This window comes from Virgibacillus sp. SK37 (assembly GCF_000725285.1).
Lineage (GTDB): Bacteria > Bacillota > Bacilli > Bacillales > Amphibacillaceae > Virgibacillus_Q.
On the sequence record NZ_CP007161.1, the window covers coordinates 1,924,189 to 1,948,944 of the forward strand.

Sequence of the window (24,756 nt, forward strand, 5' to 3'; positions counted from 1 at the left end):
ATTTTCCTTTCACACCAGCTAGAGCAAGTCTTCTTTTAGAGAATGGTGTGATAAAGGTGGTGCTAGTATCCCGAGTGGAAATCAAGTCTGCGCATATGGTACAGTTTATAATCACTGCTGACGCGAAAGTTGAATATACAAGAAATCAGAGTATGTGAGTCTTTTTGCCATATAAATGGTTACTTTATAATCAAAACAGTAACCAAAATATGAAAAGATAGGAAAAAGATAGAGAACTTGGTATTTTACCTCGGAATTCTTCATAGATTTCTACTATAGGTGTATTTATTGAATGGAGGATTCCGATGTATAAAAATAAATCTCTCATGGTAGTAGATCATGTCAAAGAAAATGCCACTGTTTATCTGTTTATGATTATTTTGTTTCTTACCGGAATCGTTTTCGGAGCTATCCTGGTTAATAGTATGAATTTCATTCAAAAGCAGGAATTGTTTTTTTATTTAGAGCGTTTTTTTGGCCAAATAACTGGGCAACAAAATATTAAAAATGTAGATATATTAAAAAGCAGTTTTTTATATCACAGTAAGTACTTACTCTTATTATTTGTATTGGGTTTATCTGTTATCGGGTTACCAATTGTTTGGGTGCTGCTGTTTATTAAAGGGCTTGTAGTGGGATTTTCGATTGGCTTTATTGTTAACCAACTGGGATTTGATGGGCTCTTATTAGCAGCTTTATCAATTGCACCTCAAAATATTATAATTATTCCAATCTATATTACTGCGGGCAGCTTGGCGATGATATTTTCGCTCAAATTGTTAAATAAGCTATTTGCGCGTAGAATTTCCCAACCTGTATTTCAACCTTTTGGAAGATATTTAATAACATTCGCTTTTCTTTTAGTATTTTCTTTTGTAGCTGCATTACTGGAAGCTTATGTGGCTAATGAAACAATGGAGCTCCTAATAAAATCATTTTACTAATATGAATTATTATATTATAATTATTATAAATACAATGTAGTATTTTGTTTTGACACTTTTTTCATTCGTGCATATAATGAAGATGGGCACACGAGGGAGGTAATTGCCATGGAACATCGAATAGATAATATAAAGAAGCAGCTCCACGCGCAGAGTTATAAACTTACGCCACAGAGAGAAGCAACTGTTAGAGTGCTGCTGGAACGTGAAGAGGACCATTTAAGTGCTGAAGATATTTTTTTGTTGGTAAAAGAAAAGGCACCTGAAATAGGGTTGGCAACAGTTTACCGTACACTGGAATTATTATCTGAGTTAAAAATCGTGGATAAAATAAATTTCGGTGATGGCGTCTCTCGATATGATCTGCGAAAAGAAGGTGCCGAACATTTTCATCACCATCTAGTATGTATAGAATGTGGCTCAGTTGAGGAAATAGTGGAAGATTTATTAAAAGACGTAGAAAAAATCGTAGAAAATGATTGGCAGTTTCAGGTGAAAGATCATAGGCTTACTTTTCATGGAGTGTGCAAACAATGCCAAAAGATAACCATCAAATCTTAACATAGACTAACCTTTTTTCCGCTGAAAAAAGGTTTCTTTATTTATATCATAAAGTTAGGTTTACATATGGTTTGCTTCAAGATACAAATTCTTAAAGTCCTTTTCTTCATAATAATTTACAAATCATTAGAAAAAGGTTACATTTAAAGTGTACTGAATAACTAGTTATATGTATAATATGATCCATTTCTGGCATATCTTTTAGTAGGATTTAAATTCTGAATAAGGAGATATGACATGAAACAGATTATTGGTGAGATACTAAAAGTTTTTATCATTTTTACTGCCTGCACTTTTTTATTTTATTTTGGGTTACGTTATATGCACGACGAGTATGAACAAATTCATCGGTATGATCCGCCTGAAGGTCCAGCTGTAAAGGTATCAAACACAGAAGATCGGTTTATTGACCGTTTGAATATTTTCTTTCGTTTAGGAGAATAGACTATGCTTAAGGATGCTGTTTCAGATTTTCTTCATTATCTGCAAATTGAGAGAGGATTGTCTGACAATACGTTAATTTCATATAAACGTGATCTCAATCAATATATCAACTATCTTGGAAAGATAGAGTTAAAATCTGATTGGGCTACAGTTCACCGCAATGATATTATTGCATTTCTTCAAATGTTAAAGGATGCAGGTAAATCAGCAGCCAGTATCTCAAGGTATACATCATCAATAAGAGCCTTTCATCAGTTTTTAATCCGGGAACAACTTGTACAGCAAGATGCAAGTTTACATATTGAATCACCAAGAAAAGAGAGGAAACTTCCGGATGTGCTGAGTGAGAAAGACATAGAGTCGTTGCTGTCAATTTCTGGTGAAAAACCATTGGAACGTAGGAATAAGGCAATGCTTGAGTTATTATACGCAACAGGTCTGCGTGTTAGCGAGATGATTAGTCTAAAAGTAAGTGACCTGCATTTAACTATGGGTTTTGTTCAGTGTGTTGGAAAGGGCAATAAAGAAAGGATTGTCCCATTAGGTGATATAGCCATAAAATCCCTTGAAGATTACCTTCGAAATAGCAGACCAGTACTAGTAAGGAATAATAAGGATGGAAATGTGTTGTTTTTGAACCAGCATGGCAGGCCTCTAACTAGACAAGGTTTTTGGAAGATACTTAAAACAAACGCAAGTCGGGCTGGTATTCAAAAAAAAATTACACCACATACATTGCGGCATTCCTTTGCGACACACTTATTAGAAAATGGAGCCGATCTAAGAGTTGTTCAGGAAATGCTGGGCCATGTAGACATCTCAACTACTCAAATTTATACACATGTCACTAAGACTAGATTAAAAGACATCTATACAGCCTATCATCCTAGGGCATAAATTTTTCAATATAGTTGTCTGACATCCTACAAGTTCTTGTTTTGTCTGGCAGACTTAGAATACTGGACATATTATATCTGGAAATTGGGAATACAATTTATGGGAGGTTATAGATATGAAAAATTTTAAACGTGTATTTTTAATTGTTATGGATTCTGTTGGGATTGGCGAAGCACCAGATGCAGCCAAATTTAACGATATAGGTGCAGATACATTAGGACATATTGCGGCACATATGAAAGGGCTTAAAATGCCCAATATGGGTAAGCTCGGGTTAAGTAATATTCGTGAAATTCAAGGAATCCAAAAGGCAGAAAGACCAATGGCTTATTATACAAAAATGCAAGAAGCTTCCAATGGTAAGGATACGATGACAGGTCATTGGGAAATCATGGGTTTGTATATAGAACAACCATTTCGCACATTTCCTGATGGTTTTCCTGATGAGTTAATCCAAGAGTTAGAAAAAAAATCCGGACGGAAAATAATTGGAAATAAACCTGCTTCCGGTACGGAAATTATTGAAGAACTTGGCCAGGAGCACATGGAAACAGGGGCCTTAATTGTTTACACTTCTGCCGATTCTGTGCTGCAAATAGCCGCACACGAAGGTGTCGTTCCTATTGAGGAACAATATCGTATATGTGAAATGGCGCGTGAATTAACCCTTGATGAAAAATATATGGTTGGCCGTGTAATCGCACGTCCGTTTGTTGGTGATCCTGGTTCATTCCAACGGACAGCTAATCGTCACGACTATGCGTTAAAACCGTTTGGAAGAACTGTAATGAATGAATTAAAGGATGAAAACTACGATGTAATTGCACTTGGTAAAATATCCGACATTTATGACGGGGAAGGTGTTACCGAGGCTATACGAACCACTGATAATGAGGATGGAATGACTAAACTTGTAGATACAATGTCAAAAGACTTTAATGGAATCAGCTTTTTAAACTTAGTTGATTTTGATGCCAAATATGGGCATCGCCGTGACCCGGAAGGTTATGGCCAAGCTCTCGAGGCGTTTGATGCCCGCTTACCTGAAGTGTTAGAAAGATTGCAAGAGGATGATTTACTAATTATTACTGCTGACCATGGTAATGACCCAGTTCATCACGGCACTGATCATACGCGTGAATATGTTCCTTTAATTATTTATCATACAGGTATAGAAGAAGGGGAAGAATTGCCAATTAGTAAAACATTTGCTGATATTGGTGCAACAATCTCTGATAATTTTAGCGTAAAGCTACCATCATACGGTGAAAGCTTGTTAAACCAATTAGGAAGGGGAGAGGATTAATGATTCCATCATCAATTAAAGAAGCGAGTGCTTATATTTCGGGGAAATTAGATACTACGCCTGAAATTGGGCTGATTCTTGGTTCAGGTCTAGGAGTGTTAGCTGAAGAAATTGAAGAAGCTATTGATATCCCATATGAAGATATTCCGGGTTTTCCTGTATCCACTGTGGAAGGACATAAAGGCCAGTTAGTTATAGGTAAACTTAAAGGTAAAGACGTACTAGCTATGCAAGGACGTTTTCATTACTATGAAGGTTACTCTATGCAGCAGGTTACATTCCCTGTAAGAGTAATGAAGCAACTTGGTATCGAATCTATTATTGTTACGAATGCAGCTGGGGGGATAAACGAAAAGTTCCAACCTGGGGATCTAATGGTAATTACTGATCATATCAATAACATGGGAGATAACCCTTTAATTGGAAAAAATGAAGAGCAATTGGGACCTCGTTTCCCGGATATGTCTCAGGTTTACGACAGAGATTATATACGTTTAGCGAAAGAATGTGCCGAAGAATTAGATTTGCAAGTACAAGAAGGCGTTTATGTAGGTAACACTGGTCCAACATATGAGACCCCTGCAGAAATTAGAATGTTACGTTCATGGGGTGGGGATGCAGTAGGTATGTCTACTGTCCCTGAAGTAACAGTAGCAGGACATGCAGGATTACGTGTGTTAGGTGTTTCATGTATTTCGAATATGGCAGCAGGTATACTCGATCAACCTTTAACGCATGATGAAGTGATTGAAACAACTCAACGAGTCCGTGATGACTTTTTAAGGTTTATTAAAAAGATAATTAGTACTTTACCATAATACCTATTAGGGGCGATAAAAATGAGAATGTATGACATTATTGAGAAAAAAAGAGATGGGAAGGAACTAACCTCTGAAGAAATTAACTATTTTATTGAGGGTTATACGAACGGAGATATTCCAGATTACCAAACTAGCGCACTTTTAATGGCCATCTATTTTCAAGATATGACGGAAGAAGAGAGGGCGAATTTAACGTTAGCTATGGTTGAATCCGGAGACCAAATTAACCTTTCCGATATAAACGGAGTAAAAGTAGATAAACATTCTACAGGCGGGGTAGGAGATACTACTACTTTAATACTTGCACCTTTGGTGGCCTCTGTTGGTGTACCAGTAGCTAAGATGAGTGGACGTGGCTTAGGACATACAGGAGGTACGATTGATAAACTGGAGTCTGTTCCTGGTTTCCATGTTGAGATCTCAAATGGTGAATTTATAAATTTGGTAAACAGAAATAAAGTAGCTGTTATCGGTCAGTCAGGCAATTTAACTCCAGCTGACAAGAAAATTTATGGCTTACGAGATGTCACGGCAACAGTTAGCTCCATTCCATTGATAGCAAGTTCTATTATGAGTAAAAAAATAGCTTCTGGGGCTGATGCGATTGTGCTTGATGTAAAAACTGGTTCTGGTGCTTTCATGAAGGAACTAGAAGATGCTCAGTCATTGGCTAAGGCGATGGTATCCATTGGAAATAAGGTAGGAAGAAACACAATGGCTGTTATTTCTGATATGAGTCAACCTTTAGGATATGCCATTGGAAATGCATTGGAAGTGAAGGAAGCAATTGACACCTTAAAAGGAAAAGGACCAGATGATTTGACAGAATTATGTTTAACATTGGGAAGTCAAATGGTAGTACTAGCTAAACAGGCGGAAACTCTTGATGAGGCTAGAAACAAATTAGAAGCAAATTTACAAAACGGCAAAGCATTTGAGAAGTTCAAGCAATTCCTTGAATCTCAAGGTGGAGATCATTCTGTCGCCGATCATCCAGAACTTTTGCCACAAGCAGAATATAAGATAGATTTGCCTGCAAGAGAAGCGGGCACTGTTTCCGAAATTATAGCTAATGAAATAGGTACAGCAGCAATGATGCTAGGAGCAGGCAGGGCAACCAAAGAATCTGAAATTGATCTAGGTGTTGGTATTGTTTTGCATAAAAAGATCGGAGATGCAGTTGAAAAAGGAGAGACCTTACTAACTATCCATTCCAACAAAGAGGACATTGAAGACGTAAAACAACTATTATATAAGAATATAACCATAGCTTCTTCAGAAATCAAAGCACCAACCTTAATCTACGAAGTTTATACAGATTAAGGTTGCGAAAAATACTTCTAGTAATAAAAAATCCGAACTGATTCTTTTTAATATTGAATCATAGTTCGGATTTTTCTTTTGGATCGAGCTACCCATCCTTTTAGATTCTAATATATATGTTGCGGTTATTCAATGATACGGAAAATAGATAAACTGCGACGTATCTTGGTAGTAGTTTATCTCATTTTAAGGAGATGAATGGACCCATTGATTTCCACTGCAGGGGGACGCTTTCCGCCGGCATGGCTTCAGCCGCTTCCTTCGCTACGCTTCGTGCAGGGTCTTCAGCTCATGCTATTCCGGCAGGAGTCGCCCCCTTCCATTCCAATCAATTCGTACACAGCATATTCTGGGGTATGCAGACGCATTTTTTCTTCCTAGGTATAATAGTAAATAGTAGCGAAGGGAAAATACGGAGACTCCTGGGGGAGATGAGGCATAGGTGAGACCCCGAATGCGTAGCATGAGGAGGCTCATCAGCCGCCCCCGGAAAGCGCAGTATTTTTCCGTAGCGGTGTTATTTAGCTATTTTATATTAATTGGAAAATAAGTTTTCACTACGTCGCAGTTTCCTTCAACTATGAATGAACAAGATACATTTGTACCCACCATTTTCTGTAGACCTTCTTTTTAAAGGTTGCTTTATATAGGTAAGTGCCAGTCTCTGTTTGTATTATAATACAATATTTGTTACGTCACATAATATTTAAATGAGGATATTTACATCGTTAAACCGACTTATAAAGCAGTATAAATATATTTACTACTGGGAATCCTAAATTTATATAACATGAGTTGGAGGTAGTACGATGAAGAAAAAGTTACTCATAACTAGTATGATGGTAATTGTGTATAGCTTATTTGGAATGACAGTATATGCGGAAGAAAGCGAAGGAGATCAGACCAATTCAATTAACCTTGCAGAAAATGCAAAATCTGCAATTTTGTTGGAAAGAGATACAGGTCAGGTTTTCTACGATAAGGAGGCACACGTGAAATTGCCCCCTGCGAGTATGACCAAAATTATGACATTATTACTAATTATGGAAGCATTGGAACAAGGTGACTTAAAGTATGAAGAAAAAGTTAGAGTAAGTGAACGTGCTGCTTCGATGGGAGGTTCTCAAATTTTCCTGGAGGCAGGCGAAGAAATGACAGTAAAAGACTTGCTTAAAGGTATCGCAGTTGCTTCTGGTAATGATGCAAGCGTTGCTCTAGCAGAAAGAATTGCTGGTAGTGAAAAAGCTTTCGTAAAAAAGATGAACCAAAAGGTAAAAAAATTAGGTTTAGAAAACACAAGGTTTCAAAATACAACTGGTCTGCCAGCAGAAGATCACTATAGCACAGCCTATGATATGGCTATGATAGCGAAGGAACTATTAAAATATGAAGAAATTACAAAGTATACCTCCATTTATGAAGATTACTTGAGAAAAGGAAAAGAAAATGAATTTTGGCTTGTTAATACGAATAAGCTTGTAAAATTTTACCCAGGTGTAGATGGTTTGAAAACAGGTTATACCAATGAAGCGAAATATTGTTTAACAGCTACTGCCAAGAAAGACGACATGCGGGTTATTGCAGTTGTGATGGGTGCAGGGACGATTAAAGAAAGGAATGCAACTATATCGGGTATGTTGGATTATGCTTTTAATCATTATGAAACAAAGCATATATTTGATAAAGGTGAGCAAATAACTTCATTAAGACTTTTAAAGGCAGAAAAAAGAAATATTGAAATTATTACCTCAGAGTCCATAAGTACAGTTCACCGAAAAGGCGAAGGGACAGATAATGTCGAAACCATCATAAAATTAGACTCTGAATTAACCTTGCCTTTAAAGAAAGGATCTAAAGTAGGAATGTTATATGTAAAAGATGGAGACACAACGCTCTCTAAGACACCACTTACAGTTAAGAAAGATATAGAAAAGGCATCTTACTTAACCTTATTTAAAAGATCATTGCAAAAATTAGCGAAATCTAGTTGATATCTTCTAATTTCATTGAAATACTTCTTCTTTTGTCACTTGGCAGGATTTCAGTCAACAAATATAGAAAGAGAGTTATACGAAGTTATGTAAGGAGGAAAAAAGATGGGTCTTGGTGCAGAATTTCAAGTGAAAGATGAAGTATTGATTGTTAGGCTCTCAGGTGAGTTAGATCATCACGAAGCAGAAGAACTTCGTGATAAATGGAAAGAAGAAATTTATAAACATGGGATAAAACATGTGATCTTAAATCTGGAAGCTATAAGTTTTATGGATAGTTCTGGCCTTGGAGTTGTCTTAGGCAGGTATAAAGAAGTACTCCAACTAGGTGGGGAAATGGTGGTGTGTTCCATTTCTCCGCCAATAAGAAGATTATTTGAGATGTCGGGGTTATTTAAAATTATCAGACTGGAAGAAACTGAACAATTTGCCTTAGAGACGTTGGGGGTGGCTTCATGAATAATGAGATGGCAGTAGAGTTTTCAAGTGTAAGTGAGAACGAATCTTTTGCAAGGGTAACTGTTGGTGCTTTTATATCCCAACTGGATCCTACCATGGATGAGTTAACGGAAATTAAAACAGTTGTTTCTGAAGCTGTAACTAATTCTATAATTCATGGTTACAATAATGAACCCAATCATCGTGTTTTCATTAAATGCATCATTCACGAAGGTGAGATAGAACTAGTTATTAAGGATAACGGTGTGGGCATAGGAGACGTGGATGAAGCAAGACAACCTCTATATACTTCAAAGCCTGATTTGGAAAGGTCTGGAATGGGATTTACAATCATTGAAAATTTCATGGATACTGTTGAGGTTATTTCCAATCCAGGTGAAGGAACAACCGTTCACATGACAAAACAACTAATAAACAGTAAGACTGTTTGTAAGTAGGGATGCCTATGAATGTAAACGTTAAAAAAGAAAACAAAACACTAACTGATGAACAGGTAAAAGAATATATTTACAGAAGTCAACAAGGAGATATGGGTGCAAGGGACTTGTTGGTAGAAAAAAATGTTCGTCTTGTCTGGTCAGTTGTTCAGCGTTTCATGAATAGGGGCTATGAACAAGAAGATCTTTTTCAAATTGGAAGTATTGGTTTAATAAAATCAATTGATAAATTTGATTTGTCCTACGATGTTCGATTTTCAACATATGCGGTACCTATGATTATTGGGGAAATCCAACGATTTATCAGAGATGATGGCAGTTTAAAAGTTAGTCGCTCTTTAAAAGAAATGGGAAACAAAATTAGAAGGAAAAAAGATGAATTGACTAAAGAGCTCGGAAGGTCTCCTACTGTTAATGAGATAGCAAATGCTCTGGAAATATCTTCTGAAGAGGTAGTACATGCACAGGAGGCTTCAAAGTCACCGCATTCCATTCATGAAACAGTTTACGAGAATGACGGGGACCCTATCACCTTACTTGACCAAATTGCCGAGCAAGACTCCCACTGGTTTGAAAAAATCACCCTGCAGGAGGCAATTAGAGGTTTAAATGAGCGAGAAAGATTGATTGTCTATTTAAGGTACTATAAAGACCAAACACAGTCTGAAGTTGCCCAAAGACTGGGGATATCACAGGTCCAAGTTTCCAGGCTCGAGAAAAAGATCCTGCAGGATATGAAAGTCAACATAGACGGTACATAATAAAGAAGACCACCATACTGATGGTGGTCTTTTTGCGTGACACAAAGTATTTATACCATTACTGCCTTATTTATGTAGTACTTCAAACCACTCTAATACTAGGTTGTAATATATATTTGGGTTATCCAATGATTCGCAAAATAGATAAACTCCGAAATAACTGGTTAGTACAGTAAATGGCCGTTTCGGATAATACACTTCGCTCTTGTGTCGGAAGTGTGAAAATATTCAACTTGTAGCAGGGTTGAGTTAGGGGCACAGCTTCGGGTACAAGTGCAGCATCTGATCGTTACCTCGCAGTGTCTTCTTTGCAACCGGCATGCCTTCAGCCGCCCCGAAAAGCGCAGTATTTTTCCGTAGCGGTGTTATTTAGTCTTTTTGCATTAACAGAGAAATAAGTCTACTTTAGTTCGGAATGCCCTCTTACGATGATTGTGTGAGATAACGTTTGCATCGCCAATAATTGCAATAGAACCTAATAATAATTCCTTTTTTGGTAAACAATACAGATAGATTATCATTTAGAGGAGAGATCCTGTGTCTATTGTTTATCTTAGAATGAAAAAAAGTGTTGAACTACCACCAAAATATAAGGAAGTTACCTTGAAAAATATAGCACATATCTCAACAGATTCTTCTTACAAAGAAGAACTAGATAATATCATTATTTATCACATAACAAAAAAGGATAAAAATATTGTAGTAATTGACAGTTTTTTAATTATTGATTATCTAAATCAAAAATTCCCTAAGTTGGAAATGCAAGTGATAGGTCCAGCTCAATGTATTATACGGATCCATGAAAGGAAAAAAACATTATCCTTTCTTCTGGTAGCAATGGTTTGGCTGGTTTTATTTATAGGTACAGCAATGACCATCATGAATTTTCATTATGATGTCAGCATGCAGGAAGTTCAGCAAAAGCTCCACTTTTTACTTACAGGTAAAGAAAGTGAGTATCCTTTATGGATTCAGGTTCCATACTCAATTGGACTCGGTATAGGCATGTTACTGTTCTTTAATCATTGGTTTAGCAAAAAGTTTAATGAGGAACCAAGCCCCCTGGAAATTGAGATTAATAATTACCAACAAGATTTAGATAATTACCTAATTCAAAACGAAAACATGTTGGATGATGAAAGAAATAATCGCTAATTTTTTTCAGGCACTCATTGGCTTTTCTGGGGGGATAGCGGTCGGAGCTGGCTTTGTGGCATTTCTGACTGTTCTTGGGGTTATTCCACGAATGGTACAACTGACAAAAAGTAAAAAATTAGTAAAGGTATACGGTGCATGTGTACTGATTGCTTCGATTTTTGGGACATTTATTTCTTTTGCTAATATTAGTTGGGAGCAGCCAACCATCATGCTAGTTATTTGGGGTTTACTCCATGGCATTTTCAATGGCATGCTTGCTGCGGCTTTGACTGAAGTTTTGAATGTGTTCCCAGTGTTATCAAAAAGGATTGGAATGGAAGATTATATATTATTCCTTTTGATGGCTTTTGTGTTTGGTAAGATTGCTGGCTCATTATTTCAATGGCTGTATTTTGTTAAATAACTATGAGGTTTAGGGGTGAAGGTAATGAAACGCCGAGATAATAAAATAGCGGTCTCATCTAATATAACGGATAACCAAACATATATGAAAAAAAGAATTGGGTTGGATGTCTCTTTTGATTTGGGATTCCGTGAAATAACCCTGTTAAGGAAAAAGGTTCAGTTATATTATGTGACAGGTTTATGTGATTCCTTAATTATCCAGGAAATTCTAGAAACGCTTATTCAAATAAACGATAATGAAGCTAATTCAAAGAAGTTAAAAGAAATTATCAATAATCGTTTAGTGCATCAACAGGTAGTAGAAGTAGAAACGATGGATGAAGTTGTAGATAATTTGCTCTCAGGGTTAATTATCGTTTTTGTTGATGGTGAGAAGTACGCCTTTGTCATTGATGTACGTAATTATCCTGGGAGAACCCCAGAAGAACCGGATACAGAAAGAGTAATTCGTGGATCTCGTGATGGATATACGGAAAATATTGTAGAAAGCACAGCCCTTACGAGAAGAAGAATTCGGGACGCTCGGTTACGTAATGAGATGTTGAAAGTAGGAGAACGTTCCAAGACAGATGTATGTATTACTTATTTACAAGACGTAGCTGATGAAGGATTAATAAAGGCTATAAAAAGTAAAATTGAAAAAATTGAAGTTGACGGGATCACCATGGCCGACAAAACATTGGAAGAATTTATTATTGATAGAAAATGGAGTCCTTACCCTTTGGTGAGGTATACAGAAAGACCAGACGTAGCGGCTACGCATTTGTTAGAAGGACATGTAATTATTTTTGTAGATACCTCTCCAAGTGCCATTATTTTGCCAACCACTTTTTTTCACCATATGCAGCACGCAGAGGAGTATAGAGAAGCACCTCTTACAGGAACCTTTATTCGCCTCATTCGGTTTATTGCTGTTATAGTCTCTTTATATCTTTTGCCCCTCTGGTTGTTATTTGTGATTGAACCTACTTTTTTACCGAAAGAACTAGCTTTCATCGGACCTAATGAAGAGGGGAATATCCCTATCACTTATCAAATCATATTAGGCATAATCGGATTGGAATTTCTTCGAATGGCAGCAATTCACACTCCTACACCTCTAGCAACAGCAATGGGTTTGATAGCTGCTGTTTTGATTGGTCAAATTGCCATTGATGTGGGGATGTTTGGTCCTGAAGTAATTTTGTATATTTCAGTAAGTGCAATAGGTTCGTATGTTACACCAAGTTATGAATTAAGTGTAGCAAATAAATTGATTAACTTAGGGTTAGTACTGGCTGTCGGCTTTTTTGGGATATACGGATTAACTATCGGTGTATTGGCACACCTGCTCTTTTTAATCCATTTACGCTCCATAAAAACTCCTTATTTATGGCCGTTTATTCCATTTAATCCAAAAGCTATGCTACAAATTATTTTTCGGGTCCCAAAACCTTATAGTAATAGCAGACCAAGTATTGTGCATCCGAAAAACAACTACAGTCAACCAGTGAAAAAGAGCTAAAGCCAATGTTAGCTCTTTTAAATTTTTCATTATTATGATAAAGTTTGTAATTATATTTAGGTATTGGGGAACGGAGGAACTAAAGCATGATTATTGATAATCATCCCTTTAAAGTAAATGAACTAGGTCATTTAGAAGTTGGTGGAATAGATACTACTTATTTAGCACAAAAATATGGAACACCTTTATATGTCTATGATGTTAAATTAATCCGTGACAATTGCAGAGCTTTTGTTCAAACATTTAAAAACATGAATGTAAACGCTAAAGTAGCATATGCGAGCAAAGCTTTTTCATCTATTGCGATGCTTCAAGTAATAAAACAGGAAAACCTATGCTTGGATGTTGTCTCGGAAGGTGAATTATATACTGCAATTCAGGCTGATTTCCCTACAGAAAAAATCCATATGCATGGCAATAATAAAAGTGAAGAAGAACTTACAATGGCTATTGAAAATAGCATTGGTTGTATTGTTATAGATAATTTTAATGAAATCCAATTACTGGAAACATTACTCGAAAAGCATGATAAACGAATGGATGTACTTCTTCGGGTAACACCGGGTATTGAATCAAAAACACATCAATATATTATGACTGGAAATGAGGATTCCAAATTTGGCTTTAATTTAAATAATGGACAAGCTGAAAAAGCCTTCTGTTTATTACATGAACACCCTAGGATCCATTTTAGGGGATTGCATTGCCATATCGGGTCACAAATTTTTGAAACTGATCGCTTTTTAATTGCTGTAGAGCTTTTATTTCAGGAGTTAAATACTTGGAAAGAAAAACATGGTTATACCCCAGAAGTATTGAATTTGGGGGGCGGCTTTGGTATTAGATATACGAAAAACGATCACCCTATTCCTTATGAATTCTATGTAGAGGAATTAGTCAAAGCGGTCCGTGAACACTCCACTAGAATGGGAATACCTGTGCCTGAAATTTGGCTTGAGCCCGGAAGAGCTATAGTAGGAAATGCAGGAATCACCCTGTATACAATAGGATCTCAGAAGAATATTCCGGGTATGAGAGATTATATATCAATTAACGGCGGAATGACGGATAATCTGCGTCCAGCGTTGTACCAGGCTAAATATGAAGGAGTTATTGCGAATAAAGCTTCACATCCTCCTGTGAAGGACGTCTCCGTTGCTGGTAAATGTTGTGAATCCGGTGATATGCTAATCTGGGACTTGCCTGTTCCAGAAGTTAATAATGGTGACGTGCTTGCCGTATTTTCTACAGGTGCTTACGGCTATTCCATGGCTAATCATTATAATCGTTTGCCAAAGGCAGCGGTAGTGTTTGTAGAGGATGGAATTGAAAAATTAGTTGTACGTCGAGAAAGCTATACAGATGTTACAAAAAACGATTTACATTACGTTTAATGTAAGCAATTCTTTTCATAAAATAAATTAAGTGGTAAAATAACACTGGTTGATAAATAGTAAAGGGGTTGTGACCTATGTCTAAACATGGTTATATCTTAATGGAAAATGGTAACAAAATTGAATTTGAATTATATCCAAATGAAGCACCAAACACAGTTGCGAACTTTGAAAAACTTGCTAACGATAACTTTTATGATGGATTAACTTTCCATAGAGTAATTGATGGATTTGTTAGCCAGGGTGGTTGTCCGGTTGGAAATGGGACTGGCTCTGCTGGGTACACGATAAAATGTGAAACAGAAGGAAATCCACATAAGCATGTAGAAGGTTCCTTATCTATGGCCCATGCAGGTAAAGATACAGGTAGCTGCCAATTCTTTATTGTGCATGAAGCTCAGCCACATCTCAATGGTGTTCACACTGTATTTGGTAAAGTAACTTCAGGTATTGAGCATGCCAAAGCAATGAAGAATGGGGACCAAATGAAAGAAATGAAAGTTTTTTCTGAGTAGTATGCATGAGGATAAAATGGAATGAGTATACCTTTACTATTTTATCTGATATTAATTGCAGCACCAGTTAGTATTGTAATACATGAACTTGGTCATGCGTTGATGGCTATCGTGTTAAAAGCACAAAAGGTGGAAGTTTCAATCGGAGCTGGAAAAAAACTGTGGGGTCTTTCGCAGAAAAGTTTTCAGCTCTCCATCTATAGCCTTTACTTTTTAGGCGGTGTGGTTGAGCACGAAAAGGAACATCCATATAAATTAAGAGAGGTTATATGGATCAGCTTAGCGGGTCCAATTATGAACGCTATTGTAGCATTTGTTTTTTATTTACTTTATGATTGGATACCGAATGATTATATTTCTCTATTTCTTTTATTTAATATTTGGCTTGCAGTTGTAAATTTAATTCCTTTTAAGATAAAGGAGAAGCAAACGGATGGTTATACCATCTTTAAGGAGATTAGCAAAAGATTTTAGACATACATATAGTTGGAAAAGGTATTATTTTATGTGTTTTTGTTCATCCTTAGTAATAATATCTATGCAATAGTTGACAAATTATAATAATAATGTATAAATATATATAATAACAAGCAAAAAGATACGAATCAATTTTACTTATTCATATGTTAGTATAATTTTAATAAACAACAGGATAACCTGTTATTTAAGTTATTTTGTTAATGAGGGGTATCTATGTTAATTCGCTATAAGAAGAACTTAGAAAAAATTGCCATGGGTTTATTATCTTTTATGCCTGAGGAAAAAAAAGACGTGAAAAAATTACAGCAGACGATAAAAGAATATGAAACAAATCCAGATTGGCATCTTTTTTTATGGAAAGAAGAAGATGATATATTGGGTGCTGTAGGTTTAAAGATTGAAGATGATATTAATGCTGTTATTCAACACGTATCTGTCAATCCATCTCACCGAAATCATGGAATAGGTAGAAAAATGGTTACTGAAGTGAATAATCTATATCAAGAGAAATATGCTGTATGTGCAAGCGAAGAAGTACAACAGTTCTATACAAAATGTGACGAATTAGATGACCAGAATGATTAAATAAAATGCTGGAGCTGGACATGGCTAATCCAGTAATATAAATAATTCAAAGGTTAGATTTTATAGTTAACAACTAAGCAAATAAAAGCCAGCCCTCCTATATGAAGGGCTGGCTTTTTATTTTTATTTTACGCAATTGTTATTCAGTATGGTTTTAGAACCAAGCTGCCCCAACGATAATTAACAGAATAAATAGAACCACAATTAGCGCAAAACCGCCGCCATATCCATAACTATTACTCATAATAGTATTCCTCCTTTTTCTTCTTAAGACAAATAATTTGTGTTACTATTTATCTTACATTAGTAAATTATGTAGGTACCCTGTTGTTTGTATAGGCGTTTATGCCAACTCGTGCAATAAAAAATTAGAAAGGATGTTTTCTTATATGAATCAGGCTTATGAGGTGAAACTCGATAAGTTCGAGGGGCCACTTGATTTACTGTTACATTTAATTAACCAATATGAGATAGATATATATGATATTCCAGTTGCAGTTATCACTGAACAATATATGAACTATATACATACAATGCAACGACTTGAATTGAACGTTGCAAGTGAATACTTGGTAATGGCTGCAACATTGGTGGCTATTAAAAGCGAAATGCTCTTGCCAAAGCCTGAAATAATAGAAGAAACCGATGAGTATATGGAAGACCCAAGGGCTGAACTTATGGAGCGACTTATAGAGTATAGAAAGTACAAAGAGGCTGCAGAAAAACTGAGAGAGAGGGAAGAAGAATTAAATCAGGTACACACACGACCGCCATCTTCATTTGAAGATTTATTAAATGAACCACCAACCTTGACTAGAGGAAGTATTTCTGTGTATGATATGTTGCACGCCCTTGGAAAAATGATGGAAAGAAAGAAGTGGAAAGAACCACTTGAGACTAGAATAAGTAAGGCCGAAATATCGATAGAAAAGCGAATGGACGAGATATTTAAACAAGTCAGCAGATCTAAAAAGGGCCTGTTATTTTATGAATTATTTAACGTTCCATCAAAAAGCGCGATTGTAGTTACCTTTATGGCATTACTGGAACTAATGAAAGATAATAAAATTTATTGTGATCAAGAGAAACATTTTGAAGCTTTATATGTTTATCATATGGAGGAATAAACGTGGAAACAACGGAACACAAAGCTATATTAGAAGGTCTCCTTTTCGCAAGTGGGGACGAAGGAATTACATGCAAGCAAATTTCAAGAATATTGGAGGTGTCAGAGGATTATGTTGTTCACTTATTGGAAGAATTGCGTTTTGATTACGAAAGTGAACATAGAGGAGTATCTATTTTGAAATCAAATCACCAGTACTATATGACAACTAAACCAGAGCATAGCTCTTATTACAAAAAGATGCTGGAAACTCCAATGCTTACGAAACTTTCTCAGGCAGCTTTGGAAACACTTGCCATCATTGCATATCGGCAACCGATTACGAGAACAGAGATTGAGGATATAAGAGGGGTTAAAAGTGATCGTCCAGTACAAACATTGATTGCTCGTATGTTAATTGAGGAGGTAGGGAGGAGAGAAGGGATTGGTCGACCAGTGCTTTTTGCAACAACCAAAGAGTTTTTAACATTCTTTGGATTAACTTCTTTAGAAGATCTACCCCCACTTCCAGAGGCCTCAGACTCAGTCAATGTAGAAGAGGATGCAGATCTTTTCTTTAAACAATTTAATGAAAAGTTAAGTGAATGAAATAAAAGCCCAGACCTATGCTGATAAGTGATTATGGTTGTTAGAACTATAATTACTTGTGAGCGTAACTTCATACAAGCAAAGTACATAACTAGTTATAATTCATTATCTGAAAAGTTGACTTAACATCAACTTTTTTTGTTTTTTGCTAGACTATTCACTAAGTTTTAGTAATCAGTGACTAGTAAAAAGTATCTTCATATATTGGGCGAGCTCAGAATAAAAAACTAATCATACTGGATAGATACAAGCATAATATATAAAGACACTATTACAGTGGAGGAGAACTATTATGCGATATATCATACTTACGATTATTATTCTGTCTATTATTGCCTTCCCTACGGTTGGACAAGCATCGCCTGCAGTATCAGCTAATAATGCTATATTAATGGAAGCTTCTACAGGAAGAGTTTTGTTTGAAAAGAATGCATACGAAAGACAATCCATTGCTAGTATTACAAAAATAATGACTGCAATTATAGCAATTGAATCTGGAAAATTGGACAAGAAAGTAACTGCAAGCCGTAAAGCAGTCTATACAGAAGGGTCGTCAATTTATTTAGAGCAAGGGGAAAAAATGACTTTGGAAGACCTTTTATATGGCTTGATGCTTCGCTCTGGTAACGATGCAGCGGTGGCCATTAGTGAGTACGTAGGTGGTAGTGAGGAAGGATTTACTTTTTTGATGAATGAGAAGGCTAAATGGTTAGGGATGAATGACTCTAATTTTATGAATCCACACGGTCTCGATGCAAAAGAGCATTATTCTTCAGCCTACGATATGGCATTACTTACAAAATATGCTATGGGGAATAAAAAATTTAGAGCAATTAGTGGAGAAGAGACTTACTTATCTGATTCGAGAACCTACAGCTGGCGTAATAAAAATAAGTTACTTACACAGTATTACGAATATTGTACAGGGGGCAAAACAGGGTATACCAAAAAAACGGGCAGAACACTTGTCACAACTGCTGAAAAAGATGGGTTGGAGTTAATTGCCGTTACTTTAGATGCTCCAGACGATTGGAATGATCATATTCAATTATTCGAATGGGGCTTTAAAAATTACAAAATGAAGACATTAGAAAAAAAAGGAGAAAAATTATATAAGCTTGATGACATAAATGATCTATCTTCAGGTTATATACGGGATGATTTAGAATACCCACTTACTGAAGATGAAACCAACGAGGTAGTCCAGAAAAACGTGTTGCTTGCTAAAGCCAAACAATCACCTAATCAACCTATAGGTAAGTCGGTATTTTACCTTAATAACCAACCTATACTGCAAGCTGCTGTATATAAAAATCCTAATCGTAGGGAATTAGCCGCAGATCTAAAACTCATGATAGAAAAAGTTATGGGTATGAATTCGTTATGGTAAATATAATTTGGGCTTTTATGGCGATAATAGGCATTGTTTATGCAATGTTTAATGGAACAATGGAAGAGGTTAATAAAGCCCTATTTGAAAGTGCTCAGGAGGCAGTAACACTATCGATTGGGCTCATTAGTGTCCTTGTGTTTTGGCTCGGGATTATGAAAGTAGCAGAGGAAGCTGGGATACTAAAATTCTTGGCTAAAATATTTCGCCCATTCGTAACTCGTTTATTTCCGGAAATCCCAAAGGATCATCCTGCGATGGGGTATATTTTAAGTAACTTTACTGCAAATATGTTTGGGTTAGGAAATGCAGCGACACCCTTGGGTATAAAAGCGATGGAACAAATGAAGCAACTAAGCGGTAGCGAAACTGCCTCCCGTTCAATGACAACATTTCTAGCATTAAACACATCAAGTCTCACCATAATACCAACAACTGTCATAGCTATACGAATGCAATATGATTCTGTATCACCAACAGAAATAGTTGGTACAACAATAATTGCCACCGTCATCTCTTCCACGGGAGCTATACTAATTGATCGTTTTTTCGCCTATAGAGAAAACAAAAAATAACCTTGCTTTAGGCTGTGTTTTTTTAATTATCATTTAAAATAGTGAAAATAGTTTATATTAAACGCAGGAGGATAAATGATGCAGATAATAACCTCTATAAGCACATGGCTTATACCGTGCTTTTTACTTCTGGTTTTGTTAACCGCTACGCTGAAAAGGGTTCCAGCTTATGAATCATTTGTAGAAGGAGGAAAGGATGGTGTCAAGATGGCATTTTCCTTACTTCCTTTTTTAGTAGGTATGATTGTCTCTATTTCAATTTTAAGAAGCTCCGGGGTATTGGAAGCCTTTATTGGCTTACTAGCACCAGTTCTCTCCTATATGGGCGTTCCACCTGATATTATTCCCTTGGCAATTGTCAGACCTATATCAGGGACAGCTGCTTTGGGAATGACTACAGAGCTAATTAGCACGCATGGTCCTGATTCATTTATTGGCAGACTTGCTTCCACGATGCAAGGAAGTACGGATACGACATTATACATTTTAACAGTATACTTTGGAGCTGTCGGTATTCGAAAAATGGGGTACGCTTTAAAAGTTGGACTATTGGCAGATCTTCTTGGTATAATAGCATCAGTGATTGTAGTAAAACTAGTGTTTGGATAATGAATGACTTAGTAGCGTTAACATAAAGTTAACGCTATTATTGTGTAAGAAAATTTTGTGGAAATGGTGATAAGAAGATGACAAACTCTTTAGAAAGACTTCAGAAGGTAATAGCACAAAGTGGAGTTACTTCCAGAAGAAAAGCGGAACAACTTATTATAGATGGAAAAGTTAAAGTAAATGGAAAAATAATTATGGAGTTGGGTACAAAGGTATCCCAAGGAGACCGAATAGAAATTGATGGTGTTCCTTTAGAAAAAGAAGAGCCTGTTTATTATATGCTTTACAAACCTAGAGGGGTTATTTCTAGCGTGAAGGATGAAAAAGGGAGGAAAGTAGTAACAGATTTACTTGGAGATATACCAGAGAGAGTTTTTCCTGTGGGCAGATTAGATTATGATACGTCTGGACTTCTTCTTCTTACAAATGATGGAGAGTTCGCTAATTTGCTAATGCATCCTAAATATCAAATGGAAAAAGTGTATGTAACAAAGGTTAAAGGTCTCCCAACAAAAAAAGAATTAGGATTACTGCGAAAAGGTGTTCGCGACGAAGGGGAATTATTGAAGGCTGTTCGGTATGACATCCTTTCAACAGACAAAAATAAAAATACTAGTATTATTGAATTGACCTTGCAGGAAGGAAAAAATAAACATGTACGTAGAATGATGGACAAGCTTGGCTATCCTGTTATTAAGCTTAAAAGAGAGAAGTATGGTATGTTAACACTGGAAGGCCTGCAACCGGGGAAATATCGGCCACTTACTCCCAAAGAAGTAAAACAAATGAGAAATCTTGCATTAGAAAATTGTTAAACAATAGTCAAAATTAGAAGTAAGCATAGATGATATAATAGGTGAGGGAGTGATGGGCTTGAGCTTAGACAAAATTAGAGAAAATAAGAAAGCAAAGAAACGAAATCGCCTAATTTTTCGTTCCATTATACTAGCAATTTTGGTTGGTGCAGTTATATTTGCACTAGTTTCCCATTTTCAGAAAGATAATGCTATTTATAAAGCAGGCGACAAAGCACCAGATTTTCAGTTACAACAGATCAATGAAAATAATGAGCAAGAAACAATTCAACTTAGTGACTTAAAAGGAAAGGGAGTCATGTTAAACTTTTGGGGCACATGGTGTGAGCCTTGTAAAGATGAAATGCCTTACATGCAGAAGCTATATCCGAAATATAAAGAACAAGGGGTTGAGATTGTAGCTGTAAGTCTCGATGCTACTCAGTTGGTTGTTAAACGTTTCATCGATGAATATGGCCTTACATTTCCTGTTCCGTTTGATAAATCAGGTGAAGTAAAAGATCTGTATAAAATAGGCCCTATTCCAAGCACATTATTTATTAACCCTGAAGGTGAAATAGTTGAAGTTGTGGAAGGTGCTTTAACGTTAGACAGATTGGAAGGTTATTTACAGGATATTAAGCCGAGAAGCTAATATCATTTTAACTTATTGCGAGGGATTTAAATGAATAAAATAAAATGTGAATGCGGGCATGTTAACCCTGAAGGGACAGTGCTCTGTGAATCATGTGGCAAACCAATTGAAGGAAATCAGCATATTGACGGAAATGATAAAAAAAAGCTGTTAAATATGCGGTATGACGGTACTGCGAGAAGGTCCCAAACGTATAATAAATCCATAATCGATAAAATTTGGAGTTTTTTTTCATCTGTTAAAGTAGGGGTATGGCTGATTGTTCTTGCATTGATTGCTTCAGCAATTGGATCTATATTCCCTCAAGAAATGTACATACCTGCTGATGCGCCTTCGCGTGATCCAGCAATTTTTTACGAGGCACAATATGGTATTTTCGGATTAATTTTTTATCAGCTTGGGTTTCACAATTTATATAGCTCTTGGTGGTATATGGTGTTAATCGCTTTGATCGGTATTTCTTTAGTTATATGTAGTTTAGATCGTTTTGTACCACTATATAAAGCGTTGAAAAAGCAAAAAGCCAAGCGTCATGAAACTTTTTTGAGAAGACAACGGTTGTTCAGTGAAACGAATGCTGTTACAGATGATGAGATACAATTAATTAAACATCAGTTGAAAAATCAAAAGTATAGACTTCAAGAAGAGAATGGTCATATTCTTGCTGAAAAAGGCCGTTTTTCCAGATGGGGTCCATATGTTAATCATATTGGTTTAATTATTATTTTACTTGCAGCGATTCTGCGCTTAACCCCGCTTTTTTATACCAATGAATACGTCTGGGTAAGAGAAGGACAACAATTAGTGATTCCTGGAACAGACGGAGAGTATTATATAGAAAATAAGGATTTCATAATTGAAACATATGATGAAAATGATGATAAATTCCGTGAAGCAATCGTTAAAGAGGGTGGAGAGATCCCGAGTAATTTTCAAACGAATGCTATTATATATAAAGCAGAGGAGTCATCCGTTCCAGGGGCAGATCCTGAACTAACAAAATTTATTGAAGATAGTATTCGTATGAACCAACCGATTCAATTTGATGGTTATTCCATTTATCAATCTGGCTATCAATTAAATGAATTTACCAACATGACATTTAAATTGCATGAAGTTGATGATGCAGAAGAAAATGCGCTTGGTTCGTTTACAATTGATTTGAATTCGCCTAAACCGGAATACGAGTTAGATAATGGGTTTAAAGTGGAGATAAGTAAATATTATCCTGACTATTATTTAGACGATAATAATATCCCTGCTTCGAAAACTAACTTTCCAAGAAATCCTGCATTTGTTCTGTTAGTATATCCCCCAGATAGTGAAGAAGCAGAGGTTAGCTTCTTAGGCATTGGTAAAAATATTGATGCTACCGGAGAGAATGATTATAAGTTAGGGATTACCGACTTTGAAATGCATGATGTTAGTGGTTTAGCTGTAAAACGTGACTACTCATTACCTTTCTTTGGGTTAGGTGCGTTGATCTTCATGATCGGTGTAATACAGGGGATGTACTGGCAGCATAGAAGAATTTGGATCCAGCCATCAAATGGTGGTTTATTAATGGCTGCACATACAAATAAAAACTGGTTTGGTGTCAAAAAAGACATTGAAAAAGTGATTGCTGGTACACAAGTTGATATGGTTGAGGATCAGCAGGAACTTGATGAATAACCAATGTTTATATTAGGAGGATATACATGGGAGATTTAACTACGATTAGCAGTACGATGTTATATATAACTTTTGTACTGTACTTAATAGCAACCATTTTTTTTGCTGCTACTATAAAAGACAAGCGTACAAGCTCAAAGAAAGGCAATGCCGGTAAAATAGGGATCACTATTACTATTATTGGTTTTTTATCCCAACTCACATACTTTGTGACCAGATGGATAGCTAGTGGCCATGTACCTGTTAGTAATTTATTTGAGTTTATGACCTTTTTCGGAATGTCGCTGGTACTTGCCTTTATCATTATTTACTTTATTTATGACTTGCAGGTTTTAGGTTTATTCGCGCTACCTGTTGCGTTAATAATTATTGCATATGCCAGTATGTTTCCAACTGATATATCGCCATTGGTGCCATCATTGCAAAGTCACTGGCTATATATCCATGTAACAACAGTATCACTTGCAGAAGGGATTTTGGCCTTTAGCTTTGTTTCAGGTTTGATCTATTTAATAAGACAAATAGATCAAACGAAAAGCAGTAAACGTACGGCATGGCTGGAAGTAGTATTGTACTCATTAATCGTATTTGTTGGTTTTATTGTTATAACTGTAACGTTTAATATGATGAATTATAATGCTACCTTTTCTTATCCTACAGGTGGACAAACTTTGGAGTCTAATTATCATTTACCTCCAATAGCAGGTCCAAATGATGGGGAATTGCTAACGGAAGATGCAAATCAACCTTTATTTGAAACTCCCGCCTGGATGCACGGGGCAGATGCAGGCAGAAAGTTCAATACACTAATCTGGTCATTTATAACTGGAACCGTATTATATGTACTATTACGACTCGTGCTTCGTAAACGAATTGGTGCAGTGATTCAACCATTATTGAAAAATACTAAGCCTGATTTGCTTGATGAGATCACGTATAGAGCAGTAGCGATTGGTTTCCCAGTGTTTACTCTAGGAGGATTAATATTTGCTGCAATTTGGGCACAGGAAGCCTGGGGGCGTTTCTGGGGTTGGGACCCGAAAGAAGTTTGGGCTCTAATTACTTGGTTCTTCTATGCGGCTTTTCTCCATCTAAGACTTTCAAGAGGGTGGCATGGTGAAAAATCTGCTTGGTTAGCAACTGTAGGGTTTGCGATTATTATGTTTAACCTAGTTGCTGTAAATCTTGTATTAGCAGGTTTACATTCATATGCTTAATTCTCCCAACAAGGCATCTTTTGAAAAGAGAGATGCCTTGTTTTTTCTTATACTTTTTTTAGTTTATAGTTTATACTCTATGTAAAGAGACAATATTATTAGTGCCTGCTATTATTAATCTGGATAAGGCCTGTCAGTATCAA

At 36.2% G+C, this 24,756-nt stretch carries 28 protein-coding genes; 27 read left to right on the forward strand and 1 reads right to left on the reverse strand.

The genetic code is table 11. The features are described from left to right. The first annotated feature begins 305 nt into the window (after window positions 1–305). From spoIIM to X953_RS10040, 18 genes are all read left to right on the forward strand, one after another. On the forward strand, window positions 306–944 hold the full coding sequence (gene spoIIM / locus X953_RS09950; protein WP_040955427.1) for a stage II sporulation protein M: 639 nt from the start codon (window positions 306–308) through the stop codon (window positions 942–944). A 108-nt stretch (window positions 945–1,052) separates the two neighbouring features. Continuing rightward, complete coding sequence (locus X953_RS09955) at window positions 1,053–1,505, forward strand: Fur family transcriptional regulator (protein ID WP_019378313.1); 453 nt, start codon at window positions 1,053–1,055, stop codon at window positions 1,503–1,505. 237 nt (window positions 1,506–1,742) lie between these two features. Continuing rightward, window positions 1,743–1,949, forward strand: coding sequence for a YqzK family protein (locus X953_RS09960; RefSeq protein ID WP_040955428.1), 207 nt, complete (start codon window positions 1,743–1,745; stop codon window positions 1,947–1,949). Window positions 1,950–1,952: 3 nt separating this feature from the next. Then, window positions 1,953–2,846: a site-specific tyrosine recombinase XerD gene (gene xerD, locus X953_RS09965; protein ID WP_040955429.1), complete on the forward strand. Its 894-nt coding sequence runs from the start codon at window positions 1,953–1,955 to the stop codon at window positions 2,844–2,846. A 115-nt stretch (window positions 2,847–2,961) separates the two neighbouring features. Then, window positions 2,962–4,152 (forward strand): phosphopentomutase, encoded by a 1,191-nt coding sequence (gene deoB, locus X953_RS09970; RefSeq protein ID WP_040955430.1) that lies wholly within the window; start codon window positions 2,962–2,964, stop codon window positions 4,150–4,152. Further along, on the forward strand, window positions 4,152–4,970 hold the full coding sequence (locus tag X953_RS09975; protein WP_040955431.1) for a purine-nucleoside phosphorylase: 819 nt from the start codon (window positions 4,152–4,154) through the stop codon (window positions 4,968–4,970). Before deoB ends, X953_RS09975 begins: the two co-directional genes overlap by 1 nt. Before the next feature lie 21 nt (window positions 4,971–4,991). Next, on the forward strand, window positions 4,992–6,296 hold the full coding sequence (locus X953_RS09980) for a pyrimidine-nucleoside phosphorylase (RefSeq protein WP_040955432.1): 1,305 nt from the start codon (window positions 4,992–4,994) through the stop codon (window positions 6,294–6,296). Between the two features lie 809 nt (window positions 6,297–7,105). After that, window positions 7,106–8,287, forward strand: coding sequence for a D-alanyl-D-alanine carboxypeptidase family protein (locus tag X953_RS09990; protein ID WP_040955434.1), 1,182 nt, complete (start codon window positions 7,106–7,108; stop codon window positions 8,285–8,287). A gap of 105 nt (window positions 8,288–8,392) precedes the next feature. Beyond that, entirely contained in the window at window positions 8,393–8,746 is a 354-nt protein-coding gene (gene spoIIAA, locus X953_RS09995; protein WP_040955435.1) for an anti-sigma F factor antagonist, read from the forward strand. Continuing rightward, window positions 8,743–9,183 (forward strand): anti-sigma F factor, encoded by a 441-nt coding sequence (spoIIAB, locus tag X953_RS10000; protein WP_040955436.1) that lies wholly within the window; start codon window positions 8,743–8,745, stop codon window positions 9,181–9,183. Before spoIIAA ends, spoIIAB begins: the two co-directional genes overlap by 4 nt. An 8-nt stretch (window positions 9,184–9,191) precedes the next feature. Continuing rightward, window positions 9,192–9,944: an RNA polymerase sporulation sigma factor SigF gene (gene sigF / locus X953_RS10005; protein WP_040955437.1), complete on the forward strand. Its 753-nt coding sequence runs from the start codon at window positions 9,192–9,194 to the stop codon at window positions 9,942–9,944. 537 nt (window positions 9,945–10,481) lie between these two features. Further along, entirely contained in the window at window positions 10,482–11,099 is a 618-nt protein-coding gene (locus X953_RS10010; RefSeq protein WP_084715669.1) for a stage V sporulation protein AA, read from the forward strand. After that, window positions 11,077–11,505 (forward strand): stage V sporulation protein AB, encoded by a 429-nt coding sequence (locus X953_RS10015; RefSeq protein WP_040955438.1) that lies wholly within the window; start codon window positions 11,077–11,079, stop codon window positions 11,503–11,505. Before X953_RS10010 ends, X953_RS10015 begins: the two co-directional genes overlap by 23 nt. Before the next feature lie 24 nt (window positions 11,506–11,529). Continuing rightward, complete coding sequence (locus tag X953_RS10020; RefSeq protein WP_040955439.1) at window positions 11,530–13,011, forward strand: spore germination protein; 1,482 nt, start codon at window positions 11,530–11,532, stop codon at window positions 13,009–13,011. 86 nt (window positions 13,012–13,097) lie between these two features. Next, window positions 13,098–14,405: a diaminopimelate decarboxylase gene (lysA, locus tag X953_RS10025; RefSeq protein WP_040955440.1), complete on the forward strand. Its 1,308-nt coding sequence runs from the start codon at window positions 13,098–13,100 to the stop codon at window positions 14,403–14,405. Window positions 14,406–14,482: 77 nt separating this feature from the next. Further along, window positions 14,483–14,920: a peptidylprolyl isomerase gene (locus X953_RS10030; protein ID WP_040955441.1), complete on the forward strand. Its 438-nt coding sequence runs from the start codon at window positions 14,483–14,485 to the stop codon at window positions 14,918–14,920. A gap of 21 nt (window positions 14,921–14,941) precedes the next feature. Beyond that, window positions 14,942–15,394, forward strand: coding sequence for a M50 family metallopeptidase (locus X953_RS10035; protein WP_040955442.1), 453 nt, complete (start codon window positions 14,942–14,944; stop codon window positions 15,392–15,394). Between the two features lie 219 nt (window positions 15,395–15,613). After that, window positions 15,614–15,985 (forward strand): GNAT family N-acetyltransferase, encoded by a 372-nt coding sequence (locus tag X953_RS10040; RefSeq protein WP_040955443.1) that lies wholly within the window; start codon window positions 15,614–15,616, stop codon window positions 15,983–15,985. 154 nt (window positions 15,986–16,139) lie between these two features. Here X953_RS10040 and X953_RS10045 read toward each other — a convergent pair whose 3' ends face one another. Next, window positions 16,140–16,229, reverse strand: coding sequence for a YjcZ family sporulation protein (locus X953_RS10045; RefSeq protein WP_019378330.1), 90 nt, complete (start codon window positions 16,227–16,229; stop codon window positions 16,140–16,142). A gap of 145 nt (window positions 16,230–16,374) precedes the next feature. On the opposite strand from X953_RS10045, the gene X953_RS10050 reads away from it, so the two are divergent. The 9 genes from X953_RS10050 (at window position 16,375) to ccsA (ending at window position 24,613) form a co-directional block, all read left to right on the forward strand. Further along, entirely contained in the window at window positions 16,375–17,112 is a 738-nt protein-coding gene (locus X953_RS10050) for a segregation/condensation protein A (RefSeq protein ID WP_040955444.1), read from the forward strand. A 2-nt stretch (window positions 17,113–17,114) separates the two neighbouring features. After that, the gene (gene scpB, locus X953_RS10055) at window positions 17,115–17,699 is read left to right on the forward strand and encodes an SMC-Scp complex subunit ScpB (protein WP_040955445.1); all 585 of its coding nucleotides are present in this window, start codon (window positions 17,115–17,117) and stop codon (window positions 17,697–17,699) included. 292 nt (window positions 17,700–17,991) lie between these two features. Further along, window positions 17,992–19,089 (forward strand): D-alanyl-D-alanine carboxypeptidase family protein, encoded by a 1,098-nt coding sequence (locus X953_RS10060; RefSeq protein WP_040955446.1) that lies wholly within the window; start codon window positions 17,992–17,994, stop codon window positions 19,087–19,089. Continuing rightward, window positions 19,083–19,664 carry a nucleoside recognition domain-containing protein gene (locus tag X953_RS10065; RefSeq protein ID WP_040955447.1) on the forward strand — a complete coding sequence of 194 codons (582 nt, stop codon included), beginning with the start codon at window positions 19,083–19,085 and terminating at the stop codon, window positions 19,662–19,664. The genes X953_RS10060 and X953_RS10065 overlap by 7 nt, the downstream gene beginning before the upstream one ends. A 78-nt stretch (window positions 19,665–19,742) precedes the next feature. Next, a complete protein-coding gene (locus X953_RS10070; RefSeq protein WP_040955448.1) occupies window positions 19,743–20,273 on the forward strand; it encodes a spore maturation protein in 531 nt (176 codons plus the stop codon). A gap of 77 nt (window positions 20,274–20,350) precedes the next feature. Next, window positions 20,351–21,088 (forward strand): pseudouridine synthase, encoded by a 738-nt coding sequence (locus X953_RS10075; protein ID WP_040955449.1) that lies wholly within the window; start codon window positions 20,351–20,353, stop codon window positions 21,086–21,088. A gap of 52 nt (window positions 21,089–21,140) precedes the next feature. Next, complete coding sequence (gene resA, locus X953_RS10080) at window positions 21,141–21,722, forward strand: thiol-disulfide oxidoreductase ResA (RefSeq protein WP_052350107.1); 582 nt, start codon at window positions 21,141–21,143, stop codon at window positions 21,720–21,722. A 30-nt stretch (window positions 21,723–21,752) separates the two neighbouring features. Continuing rightward, a complete protein-coding gene (locus X953_RS10085; RefSeq protein ID WP_040955450.1) occupies window positions 21,753–23,396 on the forward strand; it encodes a cytochrome c biogenesis protein ResB in 1,644 nt (547 codons plus the stop codon). A gap of 26 nt (window positions 23,397–23,422) precedes the next feature. Beyond that, on the forward strand, window positions 23,423–24,613 hold the full coding sequence (gene ccsA / locus X953_RS10090) for a cytochrome c biogenesis protein CcsA (protein WP_040955451.1): 1,191 nt from the start codon (window positions 23,423–23,425) through the stop codon (window positions 24,611–24,613). The last annotated feature ends 143 nt before the right edge of the window (window positions 24,614–24,756 follow it).

Excerpts from the sequence above, each read along its gene's own strand:
- spoIIM (WP_040955427.1), top strand. The coding sequence starts at position 306 with ATGTATAAAAATAAATCTCTCATGGTAGTAGATCATGTCAAAGAAAAT.
- X953_RS09955 (WP_019378313.1), top strand. The coding sequence starts at position 1,053 with ATGGAACATCGAATAGATAATATAAAGAAGCAGCTCCACGCGCAGAGT.
- X953_RS09960 (WP_040955428.1), top strand. The coding sequence starts at position 1,743 with ATGAAACAGATTATTGGTGAGATACTAAAAGTTTTTATCATTTTTACT.
- xerD (WP_040955429.1), top strand. The coding sequence starts at position 1,953 with ATGCTTAAGGATGCTGTTTCAGATTTTCTTCATTATCTGCAAATTGAG.
- deoB (WP_040955430.1), top strand. The coding sequence starts at position 2,962 with ATGAAAAATTTTAAACGTGTATTTTTAATTGTTATGGATTCTGTTGGG.
- X953_RS09975 (WP_040955431.1), top strand. The coding sequence starts at position 4,152 with ATGATTCCATCATCAATTAAAGAAGCGAGTGCTTATATTTCGGGGAAA.
- X953_RS09980 (WP_040955432.1), top strand. The coding sequence starts at position 4,992 with ATGAGAATGTATGACATTATTGAGAAAAAAAGAGATGGGAAGGAACTA.
- X953_RS09990 (WP_040955434.1), top strand. The coding sequence starts at position 7,106 with ATGAAGAAAAAGTTACTCATAACTAGTATGATGGTAATTGTGTATAGC.
- spoIIAA (WP_040955435.1), top strand. The coding sequence starts at position 8,393 with ATGGGTCTTGGTGCAGAATTTCAAGTGAAAGATGAAGTATTGATTGTT.
- spoIIAB (WP_040955436.1), top strand. The coding sequence starts at position 8,743 with ATGAATAATGAGATGGCAGTAGAGTTTTCAAGTGTAAGTGAGAACGAA.
- sigF (WP_040955437.1), top strand. The coding sequence starts at position 9,192 with ATGAATGTAAACGTTAAAAAAGAAAACAAAACACTAACTGATGAACAG.
- X953_RS10015 (WP_040955438.1), top strand. The coding sequence starts at position 11,077 with ATGATGAAAGAAATAATCGCTAATTTTTTTCAGGCACTCATTGGCTTT.
- X953_RS10020 (WP_040955439.1), top strand. The coding sequence starts at position 11,530 with ATGAAACGCCGAGATAATAAAATAGCGGTCTCATCTAATATAACGGAT.
- lysA (WP_040955440.1), top strand. The coding sequence starts at position 13,098 with ATGATTATTGATAATCATCCCTTTAAAGTAAATGAACTAGGTCATTTA.
- X953_RS10030 (WP_040955441.1), top strand. The coding sequence starts at position 14,483 with ATGTCTAAACATGGTTATATCTTAATGGAAAATGGTAACAAAATTGAA.
- X953_RS10035 (WP_040955442.1), top strand. The coding sequence starts at position 14,942 with ATGAGTATACCTTTACTATTTTATCTGATATTAATTGCAGCACCAGTT.
- X953_RS10040 (WP_040955443.1), top strand. The coding sequence starts at position 15,614 with ATGTTAATTCGCTATAAGAAGAACTTAGAAAAAATTGCCATGGGTTTA.
- X953_RS10045 (WP_019378330.1), bottom strand. The coding sequence starts at position 16,229 with ATGAGTAATAGTTATGGATATGGCGGCGGTTTTGCGCTAATTGTGGTT.
- X953_RS10050 (WP_040955444.1), top strand. The coding sequence starts at position 16,375 with ATGAATCAGGCTTATGAGGTGAAACTCGATAAGTTCGAGGGGCCACTT.
- X953_RS10060 (WP_040955446.1), top strand. The coding sequence starts at position 17,992 with ATGCGATATATCATACTTACGATTATTATTCTGTCTATTATTGCCTTC.
- X953_RS10065 (WP_040955447.1), top strand. The coding sequence starts at position 19,083 with ATGGTAAATATAATTTGGGCTTTTATGGCGATAATAGGCATTGTTTAT.
- X953_RS10070 (WP_040955448.1), top strand. The coding sequence starts at position 19,743 with ATGCAGATAATAACCTCTATAAGCACATGGCTTATACCGTGCTTTTTA.
- X953_RS10075 (WP_040955449.1), top strand. The coding sequence starts at position 20,351 with ATGACAAACTCTTTAGAAAGACTTCAGAAGGTAATAGCACAAAGTGGA.
- resA (WP_052350107.1), top strand. The coding sequence starts at position 21,141 with ATGGGCTTGAGCTTAGACAAAATTAGAGAAAATAAGAAAGCAAAGAAA.
- X953_RS10085 (WP_040955450.1), top strand. The coding sequence starts at position 21,753 with ATGAATAAAATAAAATGTGAATGCGGGCATGTTAACCCTGAAGGGACA.
- ccsA (WP_040955451.1), top strand. The coding sequence starts at position 23,423 with ATGGGAGATTTAACTACGATTAGCAGTACGATGTTATATATAACTTTT.